This is a genomic window from Natrialba sp. INN-245, assembly GCF_009807105.1.
GTDB lineage: Archaea > Halobacteriota > Halobacteria > Halobacteriales > Natrialbaceae > Natrarchaeobius > Natrarchaeobius swarupiae.
Map to the genome: position 1 here is coordinate 19,458 of NZ_WUBV01000009.1, position 19,759 is coordinate 39,216.

The 19,759-nt window shown below is 52.1% G+C and carries 12 protein-coding genes and 1 pseudogene; 12 read left to right on the forward strand and 1 reads right to left on the reverse strand.

Annotated features, from left to right (window positions below):
* From GRS80_RS03175 to GRS80_RS03210, 7 genes and pseudogenes are all read left to right on the forward strand, one after another.
* Entirely contained in the window at positions 1–1,146 is a 1,146-nt protein-coding gene (locus GRS80_RS03175) for a hypothetical protein (protein ID WP_160046304.1), read from the forward strand.
* 2 nt (positions 1,147–1,148) lie between these two features.
* A complete protein-coding gene (locus tag GRS80_RS03180) occupies positions 1,149–2,264 on the forward strand; it encodes a hypothetical protein (protein WP_160046305.1) in 1,116 nt (371 codons plus the stop codon).
* The gene (locus GRS80_RS03185; RefSeq protein WP_200840312.1) at positions 2,257–4,407 is read left to right on the forward strand and encodes a VirB4 family type IV secretion system protein; all 2,151 of its coding nucleotides are present in this window, start codon (positions 2,257–2,259) and stop codon (positions 4,405–4,407) included. The genes GRS80_RS03180 and GRS80_RS03185 overlap by 8 nt, the downstream gene beginning before the upstream one ends.
* Positions 4,400–8,713 (forward strand): conjugal transfer protein, encoded by a 4,314-nt coding sequence (locus GRS80_RS03190; protein ID WP_160046306.1) that lies wholly within the window; start codon positions 4,400–4,402, stop codon positions 8,711–8,713. The genes GRS80_RS03185 and GRS80_RS03190 overlap by 8 nt, the downstream gene beginning before the upstream one ends.
* Before the next feature lie 387 nt (positions 8,714–9,100).
* A complete protein-coding gene (locus tag GRS80_RS03195; protein WP_160046307.1) occupies positions 9,101–10,387 on the forward strand; it encodes a hypothetical protein in 1,287 nt (428 codons plus the stop codon).
* 48 nt (positions 10,388–10,435) lie between these two features.
* On the forward strand, positions 10,436–11,047 hold the full coding sequence (locus GRS80_RS03200) for a hypothetical protein (RefSeq protein WP_160046308.1): 612 nt from the start codon (positions 10,436–10,438) through the stop codon (positions 11,045–11,047).
* A gap of 427 nt (positions 11,048–11,474) precedes the next feature.
* Positions 11,475–11,833 (forward strand): annotated as a pseudogene (locus GRS80_RS03210) (MarR family transcriptional regulator).
* Between the two features lie 615 nt (positions 11,834–12,448).
* Here GRS80_RS03210 and GRS80_RS03215 read toward each other — a convergent pair.
* Positions 12,449–13,615: an ISH3 family transposase gene (locus GRS80_RS03215; RefSeq protein ID WP_343161425.1), complete on the reverse strand. Its 1,167-nt coding sequence runs from the start codon at positions 13,613–13,615 to the stop codon at positions 12,449–12,451.
* A gap of 233 nt (positions 13,616–13,848) precedes the next feature.
* Between GRS80_RS03215 and GRS80_RS03220 the strand changes: the two genes are divergently transcribed.
* From GRS80_RS03220 to GRS80_RS03240, 5 genes are all read left to right on the forward strand, one after another.
* Entirely contained in the window at positions 13,849–15,621 is a 1,773-nt protein-coding gene (locus GRS80_RS03220) for a hypothetical protein (RefSeq protein ID WP_160046309.1), read from the forward strand.
* A 599-nt stretch (positions 15,622–16,220) separates the two neighbouring features.
* A complete protein-coding gene (locus tag GRS80_RS03225) occupies positions 16,221–17,927 on the forward strand; it encodes an ADP-ribosylglycohydrolase family protein (RefSeq protein ID WP_160046310.1) in 1,707 nt (568 codons plus the stop codon).
* Positions 17,928–18,222: 295 nt separating this feature from the next.
* Complete coding sequence (locus GRS80_RS03230; protein ID WP_160046311.1) at positions 18,223–18,945, forward strand: helix-turn-helix domain-containing protein; 723 nt, start codon at positions 18,223–18,225, stop codon at positions 18,943–18,945.
* A 71-nt stretch (positions 18,946–19,016) separates the two neighbouring features.
* Positions 19,017–19,322, forward strand: coding sequence for an AbrB/MazE/SpoVT family DNA-binding domain-containing protein (locus GRS80_RS03235; protein ID WP_160046312.1), 306 nt, complete (start codon positions 19,017–19,019; stop codon positions 19,320–19,322).
* Entirely contained in the window at positions 19,319–19,756 is a 438-nt protein-coding gene (locus GRS80_RS03240; protein WP_160046313.1) for a PIN domain-containing protein, read from the forward strand. The genes GRS80_RS03235 and GRS80_RS03240 overlap by 4 nt, the downstream gene beginning before the upstream one ends.
* Positions 19,757–19,759: the final 3 nt, after the last annotated feature.

The following is a 19,759-nucleotide window of genomic DNA, read 5'->3' on the forward strand; positions in this document are numbered from 1 at the left end:
ATGTATCCAGCGTCTCTTTCTGAGTTTGGCCGTCGGTGGTTTGAGGATATTGTTGAAACGACCACTGAATGGTTCGAACAAGGGCTTGATGACGGTTATGATGTTCTAGCCGAGGAACTATTCGGAACGCCGGTTCCTGAGACCGATGGTAGCTTCGTCTTTGGAACACCTACGAATGACCCCTGGGTTGACCTCCATAGTTCACTCGTCGCTGGTGAATTTATGCTTTTGTCACTCCTGCTCCTCGTGATTTTTGTTCAGGCACGCCACACGATCCGTATATTCAATTTTGGAAGCGTCTATGAAGCTCGAAAAGCCAGAAGATCTGCCTGGACTGGTGCATTTTTGATTGTGACGTGGTACTGGGCTGCTGTTTTGATTTTGTATCTTGTTAATGGGTTTACTATCGCACTTATTCCTGGAATCGGGACTCTTGCTGATGGCCTGAGAGATTTCTTAGAAGTAACTATACAAAATCACATGCTCGCGTTAGCGCTGGCTTTGGTCGGTGGCCTTTCGATGTGGATGCTGCAAGCGTTGCTTTTCATTCGAACGATACTTTTGTATATATTTCTCTATGCAATGCCGATTATCGTCGCAGTCGCGTTTGGAAATTTACCGGTCATCTCTCGTATTGCGAAACAGTTCGCGATAAAATTTGTTCCATTGGCGATCATGCCGCTGCCAGTCGCCATTCTCTTTCGGGGCTACGACCTTCTCTTCGGTACTGGCGCTGAATCATCACTCGCACCAGAGAGCGCTTTTTTGAGTTATCTTGTTGGTGTATCGCTTCCCGTCTTTGCCCTACTCCTAGTCTGGAAGCTATTTGCGTTCAGTAACCCGCTTGCGGCCAAAGTCATCGGTGGTACGGCAAAAGGCGTTGCGACGATTGGAGCAGCGTTAGTTGCCACGAAAGTCGCTGGACCATTAGCAGGCGCAACAGCAGCACGGTGGGGAACGAAAGCAGCCGCTCTACAGGTAGCTGGACAGCAGTTTCGAGGCCGAGACGGTACTATTGGCCCTCGCTCTGGGAAGAGTGGTGCCTCCACTCGAGGGACGTCCTACGACAATGTCGTGTCCGATGCGTATGGCCAGCAAGGAGTTCCGCAGTATCGCCGCACAGAGAACGATCCTGGATACTACTAACAATGACAGACCGAGATGCAGCAGCACGGCGGATTATGAATGAATTGGGTGAAGAAAACCGTATTCCAATCGTTAACATCGATGAAGGAGATGTCTATGTTCTCCTTGGCTTACCGATTGCTTCCCTTCTGCTTGGTGGTTTAATTGGTGTCGACGGTCTTGTCTTACCCCTAGTCCTCATCGGAATCACACTGGGCGTTGCCTCTGTGTATGCCAGCCCACCACACCTTTCGGCGGCGACGTGGCTTACGGATCTCTATCGCTACTACTGCAAGCGCCCACGGGTCACCTATAGCGTTCCCGAAAATGACGAACACATTCGAGAGGACTCGAATTCAGTACGCAACGAGGGCGGTGTTATCAACTACACACCATTTGCTCCTGACGAGCGAACGCAGGATCTCACGAATATCGAGCGAGCGTGGCCGGGAGCAGGTGCAGTGCAGCGGGCTGATGGATCGATGGAAGCGTTCCTCGAGCTCGAGCCTGGAAACATGGACTTCGCGATGAGTGGTGACTGGGCTCGTATTCAGGAACTCGGTAGCGAATTCGCAAACAAAGAACTTGACTCTCCTCTCAAATTCCACGCAACAACCCGGTCGTTTCCAGTTGCAGACCTCATCACACAGATCGATAAACGGCTTACCGATGATGATGTCTCTGACAACCCTATCTTCGAAGAACTCCTCGAAGAGTACCGTGCGCAGCGACCGCGAGATCTCGATGGCGCTCAACAAATCCGTTACTTTCTCGGCGTTGAAGTCAACTCTCTTGAAGTCTACAACCGCTATCGAGACGAACAATCTCCGGCTGAAAGGTTGATGACACTCCCAGTAATTGGATTTCTGTTCAACCCATTCGTCACACGCCGCGAAAATTTCAGCGATGCAGAGCTTCGAGCGGAAATGTTCGAGAAACTCGATCGTCGGTGCCGGGCAATCCAAACCGAACTCGTTCAGAAAGCACCGGGTTGGTCAGCCAGACGACTGAGTACTGTGGAATTGTTCGTCCTTGCAATGGACTTTTGGACTGGTGAAGAACACGAATACGACGAGGCAGCGAACGCCGTTCGCGAGCAGCCAGTCGTCAGTTCCCAGCGGAGGGAAAACGATGTATAGTGTCCCCGTATTCGTCGATGTCCTCACTAGTTTCGACACAGGATACCTCATGGTCGGTGGTGGCCTTCTCCTCTTGCTTGTTTTCGGAGCTATTGGTATCGCACACTATCGTGGACAAGCACGGACTGACGAGGACGAAGTGGATTTGTCGGATCTTCTTGAGAAAGACATGGTCGAAACTGGAGACACTGAGAGGAAGGTCCTCAACGAAATCTCCGAACGACACAAAGGTGCTATTGCACCGAGCGCAATCTCGTGGGAAACACGGGTTGCACAGGTTGGTGAGCAGTGGACGTCGACGCTGTATATTGCGGACTATCCAGACTATCCGAAAGACGGCTATCTTAACGAATTGGTTGATCTGACCGATATCGAGTTCGATCTGACGGTCCATATCACACCAAAAAATCAGCAGCAAGCCCGTGACGAACTCCAGCGTGTAGCAGACGACTTGCAGGTCGATGCAGAGCTCGAGCAGAGCTCTCGAAGTGCTTACCTACGGGATCGAGCTAACGAAGCGGTTGAGACGTACAAAGCGGTTGAGAACGGGAGCAAAGTCTTCAGCCAGGGGATGTTCATCACTGTTCGCGCAGACACGAAAAACGAGCTTCGCGAGTCCGTTCGAACTGTTCGAAGTCGCCTTCGTGAACAACCAGCTGGTCTTTCACCGAAGACTGCCATCTGTAAACAAGATCTGGCGCTTCAGGCGGCAGCACCGATCGGATCAAATCCCTTTGGCCGTGAAGCGATATCGCTTGGTGGGGCCATTGGTGCATTACTGGCATCGCCGCACAATGCAACCATTCTTGAGGAGGGTGGAGTCGAATTTGGTGTCCACAGAAAGACCCAAAGTCCGGTCGTGATCGATCCGTTTGCTCGTGAAAATGGGTATGCGATGTTCACGATTGGCGATCCGGGATCCGGAAAGAGCTTCGGTGCAAAACAGAATTTTATCCGCTCGATGGAGCAAAGTGAAGATCGGATTGGGATTATCCTTGAGCCATTGAACAACTGGGCTGGTGTCGCCGAAGCACTTGGTGGCTCACGGATCACGGTCGGCGGAGAGATGGGACTAAACCCGCTTGAATTAAAGCCGACGCCAGAACGGATCCAGCGGGCAATGGGTGAGGACGCCAGTCCCTACCGCGAAAAGCTCGATAGTGTGATGAGTTTCCTCTCGAATTATTTTGCGCGTCGTGGAATCCAACTCGGTGATCGGCGAACCACACTCGAGACGGCAATCGAAGAGGCGTACGCTCGAAAAGGTATTACGGACGACATCGCGACACACTACAACGAGAGCCCGACGCTGCGAGACGTCCTCGACATTCTCGAGGAGATGGTGGACAATCCGGAGGGATTCGTCGTCCGAACGGACGAAGAGGCCCGGAAGATCGAGTCGGATGCGACGTGGTTGATCGATCAGTTACGCTCCTTTGCAGAGGATGGTCGCTACGAAAATCTTGGGCGACCAACCGAGTTCGACCTTCGCGACGAGAAGGTGATCTATCTCGACCTGGCCCAACAGGAGGGGAGCCTCGGCGGGAGCACAAGTCTCATCATGCAGTTGCTGATCACACTGGTCTACGAACGGGCGAAAGAGACGGAGAAGGAGGTCGTGTTCGTCATCGACGAAGCTCGATACCTGATGCAGGACGCAGCGAGTCTCAAGTATCTCGAGATTGTGTTTCGTCACCATCGTCACCACAACCTTTCGATTCGGATGGTGACCCAGACTGTCGACGAGTTCTTCCAGCACGCCGAATCCGAGGCGATACTGGACCAGTGTGCAATCAAGCAGTTCCATCACCTCGACGGCATGGATCAGCACTGGGCAGACGAAATGGGCTTGAACTCAGCACAGATGCGTTTCATTCAAGATGCAGTGCCCGGCAGCGAGGATATCGGCTATTCCGAAGCGCTCGTCGGTGTCGACGGTGACTGGCGTGGAATCGAGGTACACGCCCTCGAGAAAGAGAAGGCTGTGATCGACTTCGACCCTAAAGAACAGTCTCGAACTGCGCTCCCAGGTAGTTCTGCTCTAGAACAGTCGGGTACTCGTGAATCATCCATTGAAGAGCATATTGAAACGAATTCTGAACTTCTGACATGGACTGACGAAGGTGCTGGATCCGATGACTGAATACATTCAGGTGACGCCAACATCAGAGGAAGTAGAGTTGGGGGAAGTTCCAACCGCACTCGAGAGCCTGCATACTCTGACGAATCCAGATGCAGGCAGTTTTGCGAATCGGTTGAATCCGCTGTCGGATACGTCACCGCCAACATTTGAGTTTCTCGCAATCAGTGAGGGTGACGACGAACCGGTTGAGTTCTACTACGGCGTCGATCAGGCAGCACATCTCGAGACGTTGGAGAAGCGTCTCAGAACGATTTATCCGACCACGTTCGACGTAATGCGTAGCGAACTCAGTCTCGAGCAGACACTCATGAAGCCAGCCGAGTATCCGAGAGCAGCGTCTCAAGAGGACCTCGGACAAGGAGAGTTGCAGACTCCCCCATCAAATGAGGACGCTCCTGAACGAACTGATGGTGGCTATCCGACCATCGAGAAGGAGAATGCCAATTCGAAAGTAGAGAGTGAGAAAGTCAACGATAACGAGAAAAGCCACCAAATCGAGTTCGACGAAAAAGAAATACAGGATCGATCAGCACCGCCCACAGATCCATCAGAGGAAACGGTTTTCAGCCGTTCCTCACTCGAGGAAACGGAGCCAATCGGCGTCCAGTGGTACGGTCGGGCTGAACGCAAACGAGACTGGATGACGACGCTCAAATCTTTCACAAACCGTGAACCAGACCCGACAGAGTACGATACTGATCAGCCCCCACTGGCGACACTGATCGACCATCTGACGGAGATTGAATCCCTGATCGCCTTTCAGGTTGTCTGGCAACGCAAACCCAACTGGATTGACGACGCTGTGATCCGACAGGAGGACCTCAAAGACGGTCGTGATACATTTTGTCAACGATATATTGGGCCACTGTTCGAGGTCGGCGCTGTCGACCCTGATGATCGGGAACAGTATCCTGGGATCGAAGCTCGGGACCGCGCTGATCGGATCGAGATGAAACATCCAAAGCGGACGTTCACTGTCAACGCACGGGCAGTGGCACTTGCAACAAATGAGTCTCCAGGTAGCAATCGGGATTGTGTCGAAAGTCGACTCGATCAGCTTGCACAGTCGTTGACACCACTTGATGGCCCGTTCTATCAACTTGAAGGAAAACGTCTGCGGTCAAAGGGGGTTCTCAAACGGCGAAAACGTAAGCGTGCACTGTCGATTCTAGAGGCGGTTCTCGATGCCACCCTCGTCACGGGTCGTGGAAAGTGTCGTCCCGATCTCGTTCTGAATGCTGATGAACTCGCAAATCTAACCATCGTTCCCTCGTCTCAGGATCTCACTGTTGAAGGGACTCGTGGAACACGTTCTGAACAGCGATCTCGGAATCCTTTGCCAAGGCCGCATCCAGATCTGATGGAAGAGTTCCAATCAGGGATGGCTATCGGGTATGCACTCGATGAAAACGGTGAACCAGAGGATGTCCCAGTGCGAATCCCCCCTTCACTTCTTCCAACCCACTACGTCCGTGCGGCAACGACCGGCGGCGGAAAGTCGAAATCGTTGACCAACGACAAGCTCTCGCTATACGACCAGACCGACGGGCCGATCATCCTGATCGACGCAAAGGGTGACGGCCTCTGTGAGGACTACATGCGAGCCCACGCTCGTCGATTCGGTGTTGACGACCTCGAGGAGAACGTCCTGCACTTCCCGATTCCCAAGGTACTCCCCGGATTCGCGTTCTTCAACATCGAGCGCCAACTCGAGAACGGGGTCCGTCGTATTGATGCAGTCCAGAACAAGGCGGATCACTACGAAGAGATTCTGAAGATGGTGATGGGGAAGGAGCGCTACGAACGAGCAGTTGTTGCGCCAACGCTCATCAAGTATCTCATTAAGACACTCTATGACGACGAGTACGGCCGTGAGAACGGGCGCTACCGTGAAAGTGAGGAGTACTTCGCCCACGACCAACTCGAGTACATCGTCGATCAACTCTGGAGTGCCGGACCACCAGAGCCCGAGGAGGGCGCTGCACCACGCTCGAGTAACCCACAGGTACAACGGCGGATCGACCGCCAGCTGCAGCTCGATCCGAACACATTTGCGACCGTAATGGGCGGTGTGAGCAATCGCCTCGACTACATCTCCCAGGACGAGCATCTCCGCCGAGTGTTCAACAACACTGAGCCGCAGTTCGACTTCCGTGATGTCCTCGACGATCGGAAGGTCATCCTCTTCGATCTCAGTGGTCTTCGTGATGAGTCGGCGAAGGCGATTACCGGTGTGATCCTGACAGAGCTCTACAACGCGCTGAAAGAGCGTGGGGATGATCTTCAACGGAAGCCGGACGATTATGTGGTCAATCTGCTTATCGATGAGGCCTCGAGCCTGGCCGTCTCTGACGTAATGAACACGCTGTTGGAAAAAGGACGAAGCTTTCGGCTCTCTGTTGGTCTCTCACTGCAGTTCCCCGAGCAACTCGACGTCAAGGGTGGTCGAGAGGTCTACCTGAACGTCCTCAACGACGTCGGGAGCCCGATCATCGGCAAGATCGCCGTCGACAACGAGATTGCAAAGGTGATGGCTCACGAGGATATGGATCCCGTCGAGTTTGCCAACCGGATTCGGTCGCTTCCACGTGGTGAGTGGATTGTTCGCCTCCCCAGTCCGACATTCGGCGAGACCGGTCCAGAGCCGTTCAGTTTGTCTCCGCTTCCGATCCCACCTGGTCATCCCGAGAGTGAGTATCCACTTACCGCTCGCGAAGAACAGGAGTTTCAGGAGACGCTCAAAAGAATCCATGATCGTGCAGATACCGAGTACGGCACTGTAACAAATGTACCTCCCAGTAGTCAGACACCCGCGACTGTTCGCGATGAATTCGACCTCCCCACAGACGATCTCGATGTTGCACTTGCGACAGTTATTCGAAGCGTCCAACTCCAAAAGGGAGTTCGCGAAGAGAACGGTTGGGTGGCTGCTCCAGGAGTGGATCTCAAGCTTCGAAAACGGTTCGAAGCCGTTGATGCAGACCCACCTGCGATTACAGAGCTTGGTCAAATCCGTGAGCGATCGCACCTGATTGAGGTTACACTCGATTCAGAACGAAACGACATTGTTGTCCGACTCACTGACGAGGGTGAAGCGGTGGCTGAGCCCGATACAGGACATGTCAGAGCGGCGGGTGGCGATGAACATGATGCAATACTCCTCGATGTTGAGCGTGTCTTGGCCGAACACGGCTTTCGTATCACGGTATTCACCCAAGATGGCAGTGAAAAACCCGACGCTCGAGCGACACACCCCGACTCTGAGCACGTCTTCGACATAGAAGTAGAGTCAACGACGCCAGAGAATCCGGTGAAGGTCTTGCAGAACCTGAAACGCGCACACGACGCTGGCCATATCCCTCTGTTTGTCGTCGCTGGATCGAAAGAAGAGCATCAGGACGGGTTATCTACAGCTGCCCGTGTCGAACGAATCCTTTCATCGCCCGTCAACACGCTCAAGTCCGGAGAGATCCGTCTGTATACTACTGATTCGCACCTTACGTTTGATGGTGGCGCACACAAACGGGAAGGCGTTACCGCGGTTCGCCCCCTCACAAATGGCTCGAGGCGGACTAACTGGCTTCAGGACGACGAATCATACGTTCTTCTCGATGAAAATGAAGACGAACTCACTCGGGTCACCTCATTTGAGTCACTCACACGGGCCGACGTCCCAGCTGTCTACAGCTATAATCAGACCAGTGGCGAGTTCGTCGTCTATGAAAACGCCGAGAAACACCGCTACGAGACGAAGACGGAGTTTGAGCGTGAATGGACTCGGATCAAGCGTCCGTTTGTCCCTGAATCTGACCTTCCAGAAGTTAATTTCAACGGTCGCGAGTACGCTGTTCTTGTCTTAGGATCTACCGAGAATGACGGCAACTCTCTCGTCATCTACGACAACGGTGAGATAACGCCCTTCGCCGAGATTCACGAATGGCTTTCGAAACCAGAGTTAGAAACCGATCTAGGTCTACCGGAAGCGAGGCCCGACAGCTTCGAAGGGAGTGAACAAGGTGGTACCAACACTATCCCCAAGGAAGCATACAACGATCCAAATGCTGCGATTTCCGCATTTGTCGACGCCCGTCTTCGTACTGGCGAGGATGATTCTCTCACACCGGATGAGGTCTATGATGCGTATGTTATGTGGGCAACGAACCATGAAATTTCAGTCGAGAGCAAAAATTGGTTTGCTCGTCGTCTTGGGGACCACATTGAGTTTGAGCGCGAAACGGTCTATCGAGATGGAAAAACAGTCCGGTGTTATGTGGGGTTGGTACTCGATCAAGCGGAGGATCAATGATCGGGTCATTTTGTACGAGACGGCGTTGTTGGAGAAGGGGTAACTGTTCACTCAACCATTGTAGGCTCCCTTATGTATCAGTGGAAAAGACGCTACGATATTTCGATTCCACATCTAACCAAACACCCTCATTCGGGCAATATCAACGGTTTCACCGCTCTTACGGCAATCTTGAAATTCTCAGACGAGGTCTTACGGTATTTGCATTTGCCGTAAGGCCCTCAAGTCAGGCGATTTTTACTTCCAACCTGCGATTCTCACGGCAAAAACCAACTAGTATAGAGAGGGAGTACCCCGTTGGTAGAGGGATTTCGAGTTGGGGAATAGTCGATATAGTGAGTTGTTTGACTCCTGAGGAGTGCGGAGTCAAATCTGTAGCGAAGAACAATGAGTGAGAACACACCACCTATCGATGTTGAAGCGATACCGGAAACACTCCTGGAGCGGGCACAGTGGATTTGTTGGCGAGCGGAAAATCGAGATGGGAAATCGACGAAGGTACCAGTGGATCCAGAGACTGGTAGTTTCGCGTCGACGATGGACGATCGAACGTGGTCTACTCTTGAGCGGGCACTCGAGTATGCGGGGACAGGTGCAGCCAAGGGAGTCGGATTCGTCTTCACGGCGACGGATCCACTCGTTGGGGTCGATTTGGATGACTGCCGCGATCCTGAGACAGGCAAGCCACTCGAACCGGCGCCGTCGATCATTGAACGGCTGGATTCATTCACCGAGGTTTCGCCATCAGGAACGGGGTATCACGTGATCCTCGAGGGCGACCTTCCCGATGGTCGGAACCGGCATGGGTCGATCGAGATATACGATCACGCTCGCTTCTTTACGGTGACTACAGACCATGTCGGTGGAACGCCGACGTCGGTTATCGGACGACAAGCGGCACTCGAGGCAGTTCACGAGGAGTTCATCGCGTCCGAGACGAGTGATGGGGCTGACGGCGTCGACGGTAAGCCACCGGACACTGAAGCTTGTGATCAGTCACTAAAACTTGAGGACGAGGAACTCCTCGAGAAAGCACGGTCGGCGAGCAACGGGGAGAAGTTCGATCGATTGTGGCGTGGCTCGACTGCTGGGTACGAGAGTCAGTCAGAAGCAGACATGGCATTGTGCTGTTTGCTGGTGTTCTGGACTGGTGGCAACGCCGCTCGAGTCGATCACCTCTTCCGGCAGTCAGGGTTGATGCGAGACAAGTGGGACGACGTCCATTATAGCGATGGCTCAACATACGGTGAGAAGACGGTCGAGCGGGCGATTTCGAATACGAACGATGTATATGATCCGTCGAATGAGAGCGGAACATGTGATGTGGGTGCGCAGACGACAACTACACAGAGTCATACTCGGGAGGATCCCACATCGACGACTGATCGAACTACGGAGGAAACTAACAGCGCACAGGCCGCCTATCTGGCCGAGAAGAATCAGCTTTTGGGTGAGCGGGTGTCGGACCTCGAGGCGACGCTTGAGCAGAAAGACACCCGTATCGAGGAACTCGAGTCAGAGAATCAGACGCTTCGAGAGGCACTCGAGGCCTGTATGGAACAACCCGAGGATTGTGATCAGCCTTCGGCGTTCGGGACTGACGATGAGACAGTTACGGAGCAGGACTCAATTTGGAACCGTACAAAGCAGTTATTCGGCGAGACGAATGAGTAGTCTGAGAACCCGTAGATACACGTTTTATCGGTCCCATAGGAAGAACTGATGGAACTGAGTGATGAGCGACTCTCGCTTTCGAGGACTCTCTCGGAGCTAGATCAAGAGGTGATCGAGTTTACACGTGTTTTGAACTCATGTGATGTTAATTACGTCATTGTGAGCGGGTACGTAGCAATTCTTACAGGCCGATCACGGGCGACTGAAGACATCGATGTCATTCTCGAGCCTCTTTCAAAGACAGAAACGGAACAGCTTGTTTCGGTCCTGAAAGATAGCGGTTACTGGGGAATGGCGATGCCGTTGGATGATATGTACTCGCTGTTGAGTGATGAAGACCGGATTCGAATCGCTGAAGACGGAGAGATGTTTCCTAACTTTGAGACGTGGTTCGTTTCAAATGATCTCGAACGTGAAGCACTCGATAACGCGTTGACGGTGGAGTTTGACGACAGTCAGATTGCGGTTAGCCCGATTGAACTCCAGATTGCATATAAACTTCGGCTCGCACAACAAGCAGGGAGTCTGCACGGAAAATATTTCGAAGACGCACTCCACCTCTACTTTACCTTCGAGGAACAATTTAACACGGAGGAACTCGAAGTGTACGTCACTGAACTGGGTGTTGAAGACTACTATGCTGAACTCAAACGAGCTTGATAAAAGCCAGACCAAGTCTATTGAGCAACGCCGCGCATTTATCAAGCAGTGGGCAGAGTACGTTCGCACCCATGACGATGCGGAGTGGTCACGCCAACAGAATAAATTGATCAACTCTCAGATTCGCTCTGCGAAGGAATCGGCTAAACAGGGAGACACCGATCCTGTTCGATTTCAAGAGGCAATCGATCGGCTGCAAAAGCGATAATCTTCCTCGTCCATATGGGGTGCCATCAGCCAAGAGGTATCTATCGAATATGCTTTTGCTCGATAAACGGACTGAATCACGTCCGGGACAAGTGAAACCACAGCGAAAGAGATTGATAGATCTGTATCTAATCTCGAGATCATTTGAATATATTCTCCTCTATTATCTTCGTAACAGACGCTCCAAATGGATATGTTCCAACAGTACCAACACCAATCTATGTCGGGCGGCTTCATCGATATCGACGAGTTCGAGAACGGCGACGACGACGCATTCAAGGAGCGAAACAACACCGAGCGGATCGAGTCGTTCCTTGACGAGAACGACGATCGTGCGTGGAAGGCAGCGGTGATCGCTAAGCGTCTCAAGCTGGATACGGACGCCGCCAGTGCAATCCTCTCACGACTGAAAGAGCGTAGCCTTTGCGGCACAAGCATCCATACTGGGCGATTACAGACGACGAGGAGCGCCTCGAAACTGCCTACCGGCTACACCAGTATCACGAGGCTGCAGACGAGCAGTACGGAGTGGAACGTCTTGAAGAGCTCCAGACCGACGAGATGGAGAACGTGCAGTGACCGCAGTTGAAGAATCAATTCCAAAAATCAACAGAACTTTATCACTCTATTACTTTGTTGTCGCGTAACGTTTTCTCGCAGCCGTGGGTGTCTCTGTCGATCCATCGCCTTCGACGAGAGCGGAGTCCGTTCCGGTAGATAGCAATGTGCAGTACTCGCGCACCCGCTTGCGGCGGGAGAACGTGACACTCACACCATGACAACCGACCAGATTCCGCCGATGGGCCAACTTGCACCGTTAATTGATCGAATGCAAGAGATCGCTCGAGATGAACTTCCGGAACCGAGATCGTGTCGAGTACAGCTTTGGGACGATGGGACGTTCGATATCAATATCTACCACTCGAGGGGAGGCGATGAACGAGAGTGGATCACCTATGAACGCTCCACAAGTGAAATTCTCTATATCTACGTCGCTGGTGCGGACTGGGAAACAGAATCAGTACCTCACAAAGCGTCACCAGCTAATTCGATCTGAGTCTTCAGTTTCGTCCTGACGAGTCATCACCAGTGGGTGAACTACGCTGATCGAAGAGAGAGCTGTCGCTGTCGGCGGCGATCAGCCGCCGACGCGACGGCATTGCCACTCACGAGCAGGGCTTCCTCGGTCGGTGGTTACCGCTGGAACCGATCGTCCGGTGGCAGATTTGTGGGGACGGCCCGACGCACCGCGAGGGCCGTCCACGCTGCCCGTCGGAACATGTTGATGAACTCCTTGAACGGCCAGGACCAGAGGCGACGCCCGCCACGGCGGGGCGTCGCCACGTATTCCCAGTGTAAATATCGCCAGACGTTCTGCAACAGCAGGCTCACCACGACGTACAACAGCCGTACGACTGGCTCTTGCGTCGATGTTGTCGCAATACTCTGTTCGGACAACCGGTAGCTGGCCTCGATACCGAAGCGTTTCGCGTAGTGGTATCGAGCGTCTCGTGGTGTGTCGATGAACGGCGCGTCAGCGGCGTAGCCGTGACGCGCCACGCCGTGTTCGTCGTAGCGTCCGTTCTGGTAGGTACAGTCAATATAGACGGGAAACTCGACGGTCCAGCTGTGACCGTCGAGTTTAGCCGTCAGATCGTGTTGGATGACGCGACTCCAGCCTTCCGAGAGTTCCTGCTTGATCGTCCTTCCCCAGCGGACGATTGGCATCACGTAGGCATGGTTGTGCGCCTGAAGCAACGTGAGACACTTGCTGTCGTAGAATTCACGGTCAAGATAGACGGCCTTGACACTGAGATCAAGGCCGTCGAGCACACCGAGAAACTCCACGAGGACGCTGCTGGCAGTGTCGCCGTCTTCGAGACGGCGCACTGCCAGCGTGAATCGTTTGTTCGTCACACGCGCGTAGAGTGTGGCGTAGGCGTGGAATACAGTGGTTCCACGTTTCGCTTCCGAATGATAGAGGCCGTCTGTCTCGTCCTCGTCACCGTAGTAGGGCAGCAGGTGGAGGTCTGCGCAGACCTCCACCTGCTCGGGAAGTACATCGAGGACGTCCTTTTGAAGGAGCGTATTGCCGGTTCGTTCGATCGACTCCAGGTCGAACTTCTCACGGAGGTGGTAGAGAACCGTGTTGTGGTGGGGTGAATCTTCGCTCTTCTCACAGAGTGTCGAGACCGAGGTCCCGTCGGCGCACGCGCCGACGAGGACCTCGCAAATATCTTCAGACGTCGTTTCAGCGTTTGGAGCGAGATCGAGTTCGACCTCCTCGTCAACACGATTGACGAGGAAGTTAAGGAGCTGGTCCTCGTTGATCGAACTGTCTGCTTGGATGGTATTAGGCACACCTTCCGCAAGCAGACATCCTTCCTAGTTACTTACTATTTAGCGGAGGGTCTCACGAACAATCGCCGTCGTTGAGCTGCTTTGTGAAGTACTGAAGGTGGGAGAAGGTTTTGAGACTGCTGGTTCGGGAAGTGGGAATGCCGATATAGGAGTTACTGAGTCGTTTCTGCAACCGATAATCTGCGATATATTGCCACCAAATTTATAAGTCCTATATGAGTTATATTTCTCTAATGAAAATCGGTTCTTCTGACAAGATACTTGCAACAGTTAAACAGGTTACCGGGAAGTGTATCTTAGGCACAACAAGTCAGTGGGATAATATTTCTGAGATGGTGATTCTGTGTGATAACGAAAATAAACAAATTGTTCCTGGACAAGAACTCCCAGTCGAAGTGGATCGAGTTGACGGAGACACTGTCTATGTAAGTGTTACTCGCGCACCGTATACAAGATTCGTCTGGCCAGGGGATACAGTAGAACTTACACCAACGCACTTTTCAGAAGACGGTTTATCGGTAGCAGAACATTCAACATCATCGTTTGATGTCGTCCACGTGATCGGAGCTGTGCCAAACGAAACTGTAGTTGTCAAGATTCTTAAAATCGCAGAGAATACCGCAGTTGGGGAAGCCATTGAAACCCATTCTCCAGGGCTCGAAGTGGGCGATGAGTTTAGTATAACAGTGGAAGCAGGGAATTCAGTTGGAACGAATAAAGAAGGAGCATTTGAAATTCAACTGGGTACGCAAGCAAAAGTCAAAGCTGATGTGACCGTTAAAATCACAAATCTTGATGGACAAATTGAAGCAGATATTATTGAACCAGGCATCCTTCCAGTTCCTGGAAATGAGTTGGTTGCATCCGTTGAGAGAAACTCGACAACGGCTTTCGTTCTTGAAGGCGACTATGCTATAGAACTGTCAAAGCCTGCCCTCGTCACTGCAGATGTTAATGTTAGAGTGAATGACTGCGGAGAAGATGAAACTCCAAAAGCAACTATAATCTCGTATGACGACGCAGTTCCTGAAACAGGAGACATCGTTGCTGTATGGTCTATTGCAGGGGAAGCAAGAGCAGAACCGGAAAATGGGACGTACCAAGTTTCATTACATTCTGAAATGCCGGTTCGTACTTGTTTTACCGTGGAGATTACAAATTGTGAAGACAAGATCGAAGGAAAGACAGCCGGTATCGGCGATCTTCCGATATCTGGCAATCAGATTAAGGCCAAAATTGAAAAAGGATCTACTAGAGCAGTTGCGGAAAATGGTAAGTACAATGTGTTACTCCCATCTCCAGCTTTAGCGAGTGGTGTTGCAACTCTTGAGATTGATTCTCCACCAAGAAATGACAGTACAGAAGCTCATATAGCGTCTTATGACGGCTTGATCCCATCAGTTGGAGACACCGTGTTAGCCCATAGCAAATCAGGCAAATCAATCGCAAAACCAGTCGATGGAACGTATACCCTTAATTTGAAGAAAACGACTCCGATCGGTACTAGGATTAAAGTTAAAATAATAAATATATCTAATAAACGAATTAATGGAACGATTGTTGATCAAGGTGAAATACCTAATGAGGGAGATAGAGTGAGAGCAGATGTGTCGTACAAGAAAAATTATGCAAAGAGCAAGGATGGATATAGAATTGATCTAGATAAGGAGTCAATTATGGCCGATACTGTGACCGTTCGTATTAGAGAAGTAACTGGGGCCAGTATTTATGGTTCTATCACTATGTACGATTCTCTTCCGGAAGCCGGTGACACTGTAAATGCTGTAGTAAAGCCAGAAAAACAAATTGCCGAAGCAACTGCCAAACGATATGAAATCCATTTAGAAGAGCAGACAGACTCCAGTGGGATGAATGATATTAAAATAACCTCTGTCGGAGATAAGATCCAGGGGGAAGTAGTAAATAAAAAATCAAGTGGTAATGCGAAAAACCCACTAGATCAAAAGAACTTAGATAATGATATTGTTTCTAGAGGATACAGATGAACAATGAAGTTCTATAGGAAATTGTTCTAATCATTTGACTTGGATACGAGCTATTTTCATCGCCTATAAATATAGAAGTTTGCAGAAATAATCTTGTACAACCGTTATCAACACATCCACATATCTCCAGACCGCATCCGTAGTATTGTCCTGATGTTCAGTAGAAAGACAAACTACGTCGGAACTCTGGACGAAATCCTTGGATTTGTCGACGCACATCACCCGAGGGTGGACGTGCTTGTTGTGTGGCATCGTGGGTCGTTTGCGAACGTATCCAGTCGGGATTCGATTCTGCGATGGGTGAGTTATTCCAGCTGGTCGGATTTCTTCGCCAGACGAACGAGCACTGAGTCCTCGGGGATGCTGGCCGGGAGTACGTCAAGCAGGGTGATGTAGGGACGTTACTTCGCATCATGTGTAATCGGGAACGTTGGACTTCGGAGTCTGCTGTAGAGTGGAGTGATTCGGACTGGACACCGGCGACGAGCGATGCTGAAATGAGTGTTTCGACGTACGCGACGAGGACGCGCTACGTGCTGTGAGTCGACCGTGTACCTGTTTGTAGCGTGATTTATTAGTCTCCCCTCGGTTGGGCCGGTATGGTGGCTTGGAACAGACCGGATGGAGATTCTCGTGCCAAAGGTCTCTTGTTGGGTCTCAGTTATCGTGATGCGCTTGCGAACGAGCAAGGGACTTCGCTCGCTGATTTTAGCGAAGAGTTGGTCCCGCAATCGACTACGCTGTGGTCTGATTTCGTTCGCGCCGAAGCTAATGCTATCAAGGAGCGGAACGGCTTTGATGGGAGGACGGTCGCAACTGCGCTTGTTGATGCTATTTCTGAATCATCAGTCTTGCCCGGGATCCCCGGTCAAACGACTAGAGCACTTGATTTGATAGATGGCGGGGAATGCTGGGAGAGGTCCAGTGCGAAAGCTAGAGAGGGTGGATCGCCGAATTTTGAGCCGCTCGTTCGGAACTGTGCGCTTGCTCCTGCATTTCGATCATTTCCTGCGGAATTAGAATACGTTACTCTTCGGGCGACACGGATCACTTCAAATAGCACCACTGTTATGCATGCGAGCGCGGCGCTGACGGCTCTCCTTGCGGAACTCATCGTTCATGATAGCGAGGAGCACCACTTGGAGATCCTTGCGGATTTGCGACGGGGATATACGCTTGACCGCGATGGATATCTGCGTGCGGATCTTGATGGGGTTCACGATTCGATCGCTAAACTACGGGAAGATGATTCCAGAAGTGTAGCCGATCTCCCTCATTTAGAGAAGGGAATGAGGTCACCGAAACGGTTTCTCAGAGGCCTGTTACTCATCAGTTTTGGGACTGACGATGTGCAAACGGCGCTGACAGCCGCAAGAAACAGCGATTGTCATCCGAGAATCCTCACGCCTTTGGTTGGAGCGATCATGGGTGCGCGATTTGGGAGTGACGTATTCCCGGAGGAGTGGACGGGCCAGTTGGAGAGCGCCACGCAACTCTCTCGCTTGGGGACACAATTACTTCGTGTGGATCAACGTCGTAGTACTATACCGTCTCACGAGGATGTTCCGATCATTCACGGGCGGCCGATTGTCGGTTCGACGTATGTGAAGAGGTCACAGCGGTATCAGAACGCGGAGATGCTCCGTCCGGAACCGGCTCCGCACACATATTCCGGTACTTTGTCCCGAGACCTTACTCCCACTCAGGCTGTGTTCTTCGACTGGGAACACCGAGCGCACCGAGGAGTAACCGATTCCAACGTTTCTGGGAGTGATGAGTGGGTTCGAGTTCCAGAATACACACTTGTTGATGACGTTGAAGACCTCCCTCGACAGGACATGGATCGGTTACGAGGATTAGCTCGACGTGCCTGTGATAATGCGGCAGAGATGATCGAGCTGTACGAGGATACGTGGGAACAAACCCTTCACGATGATTTCCTCGGAGAAGAAGGCGAGCAGCGAATTTCGGCGCACCTTGGGTACATGATTCGGTCGATCAATCCGCTGCTAACCGATCTGGAAGAACAGTTGGCACCCGAGCGGTTGATCGGTTCGTGGGATGCTCTCCTAACCGTGACTCGACTGTTAGTGAAGTTAGAGGACTACATGACCGTCACGAGTGATCTCATGTACTGGAGTGAACGCGACTGGGAAGGGTATTCTGGACTTGTTCCTCGTATCCAGTTCGCTACTGGTGCAATACGGCAAGCTATCGAATCAATTCGGAGCTTAGTAATTCGACACCCAGAATATGATAGTAGAGACTGGCAGCGAGAAGGAGTACGAGCAGTCGAAATGGGATAGATACCTTACGTGTATCAACTATCTCATCTCGTGAGTTACACCAACGAATTCACATGCAGCTTCTATTCGTTCACAGTCAAGTGACCTTTGTTAACTATCTCGTCTGCAAATGACTCTTTGCTGATGGATATCCATATTCAGCAGACGGCTTTTGGCATATTTCGGATAGATCCATAACCGCTTCGGTAACTGCTCGCCCTGTACTGAACAATCACTACGGAGTCAAACAGCCTGTGATCGATTCTATGACACGCTCTCTCAAAAGTAGAGGAAGGCCGGCGCTAGTCTGAAGTACATGGACTTCGAACAAACAGATATGACCGATATGGATCGCCTTCGCCCTGATGGTGGAATTGACGTGTTGGATCCACCACCGACAGACATCATGGATGAAGAGACACTCGACCCAGCGGCGCTTGCCCAGAATGCACCTCGCCTCGAGACAGTTGTTCAACTCCTCAATCGGCCAGCGCTGGCTCGTGTGTACGTCTATGTCTGCTATTGGGGGCCCGTTTCGCCGCCGGAGATCATGGACGGACTCGAGCTGTCGAAATCAACGACCTACGAGTACGTCGACCAGCTGGTCGACCTCGGTCTCGTCGATAGGGATGACTCAACACGTCCACAGCAACTGACGGCCGATCCGATCATCATCGTCGAGCAGCACGTCCCCATCGTCATCACACCAACGGTCCTGCACGCACTCGCACTCCAGGAAGTTGACGAGGACGTCGAGTACTTCATGGACCGCTACGGTGCTGGCAAACTCATCGCTGCACTGCGAGGTTCAGGGCTGCAGTTTGCCGGGAAGACGACCCAGCGGATGGTCGCGACCGATATCGACGTTCGCGACACCGAAGCGATGATGATCATCTACGCGCTCGAGCCAGCACTGACTGTTGGCCGGACGCATGATCCGTTCTTCGAGCATCTGTTTCCAGATGTCCACGACCAGATGGATCTTTCTTCCCTCGACGAGGTAGATGGTGCCCCAGTAGAGTCAGATTCCCTCGAGTGAGGCCGTTGAATGAGTCAGGAAGTTTTTCTACCGACAATTAGTAGTACATCGATCCCATAGTACAACATAATATGTCGAGTAGTACTCGAGACCCAGAGGTCGTACGCGTCTCGCAGAAGGGACAGGCAACGATCCCGAAGCCGCTCCGAGAGAAGTTCGGGATCGACACCCCTGGTGAGGTGTTCATTTACGAGGAAAACGAGCGGATCATCGTCGAACCAATCCCGTCGCTCGACGAGTTAGGTGGGATTCACGCCGACACCGACCGCAACCGTGGTGACGTACTCGAGCGGGTTCGCGAACTGAAACACGAGGAACGCCAGCGTGAAGAGGCCCGTGCTGACCGACTCCGACCAGCTGACTCGGAGGATGAATGAGCGACCGGTACGTCTTCGACATCGAAGCAATCATCGCATACCTCTACGACGAGCCAGGTCGGAGCGTCGTCGAAGAGTATCTTCGAGACATTCGTGACGGGACTGTCGAAGGACTGTTGGCAGAGACCAACGCTGGTGAAGTACTCTATCTCGTTGCACGCTTCGAAGGAATTGACGACAAGCCCACGACAGACTCACTTCGGACTGCCGATCGTGATCTCCGTGCGTTTGAGCGGTGGGGGATTCAAATCGAACGCGCTGACTGGCGGCTTGCCGCCGAGGTGAAGGCGGATGGTCACATTTCATATGCGGACGCACATGGCGTAGCACTCGCCCACGAGCAGGATGCGACACTCATCGCCGGTGCTGATGATGACTTCGAGACGCTTCCGATCGACGTCGATGTCGTTCGATTTCGCGAGGACGGCGTCTAATCG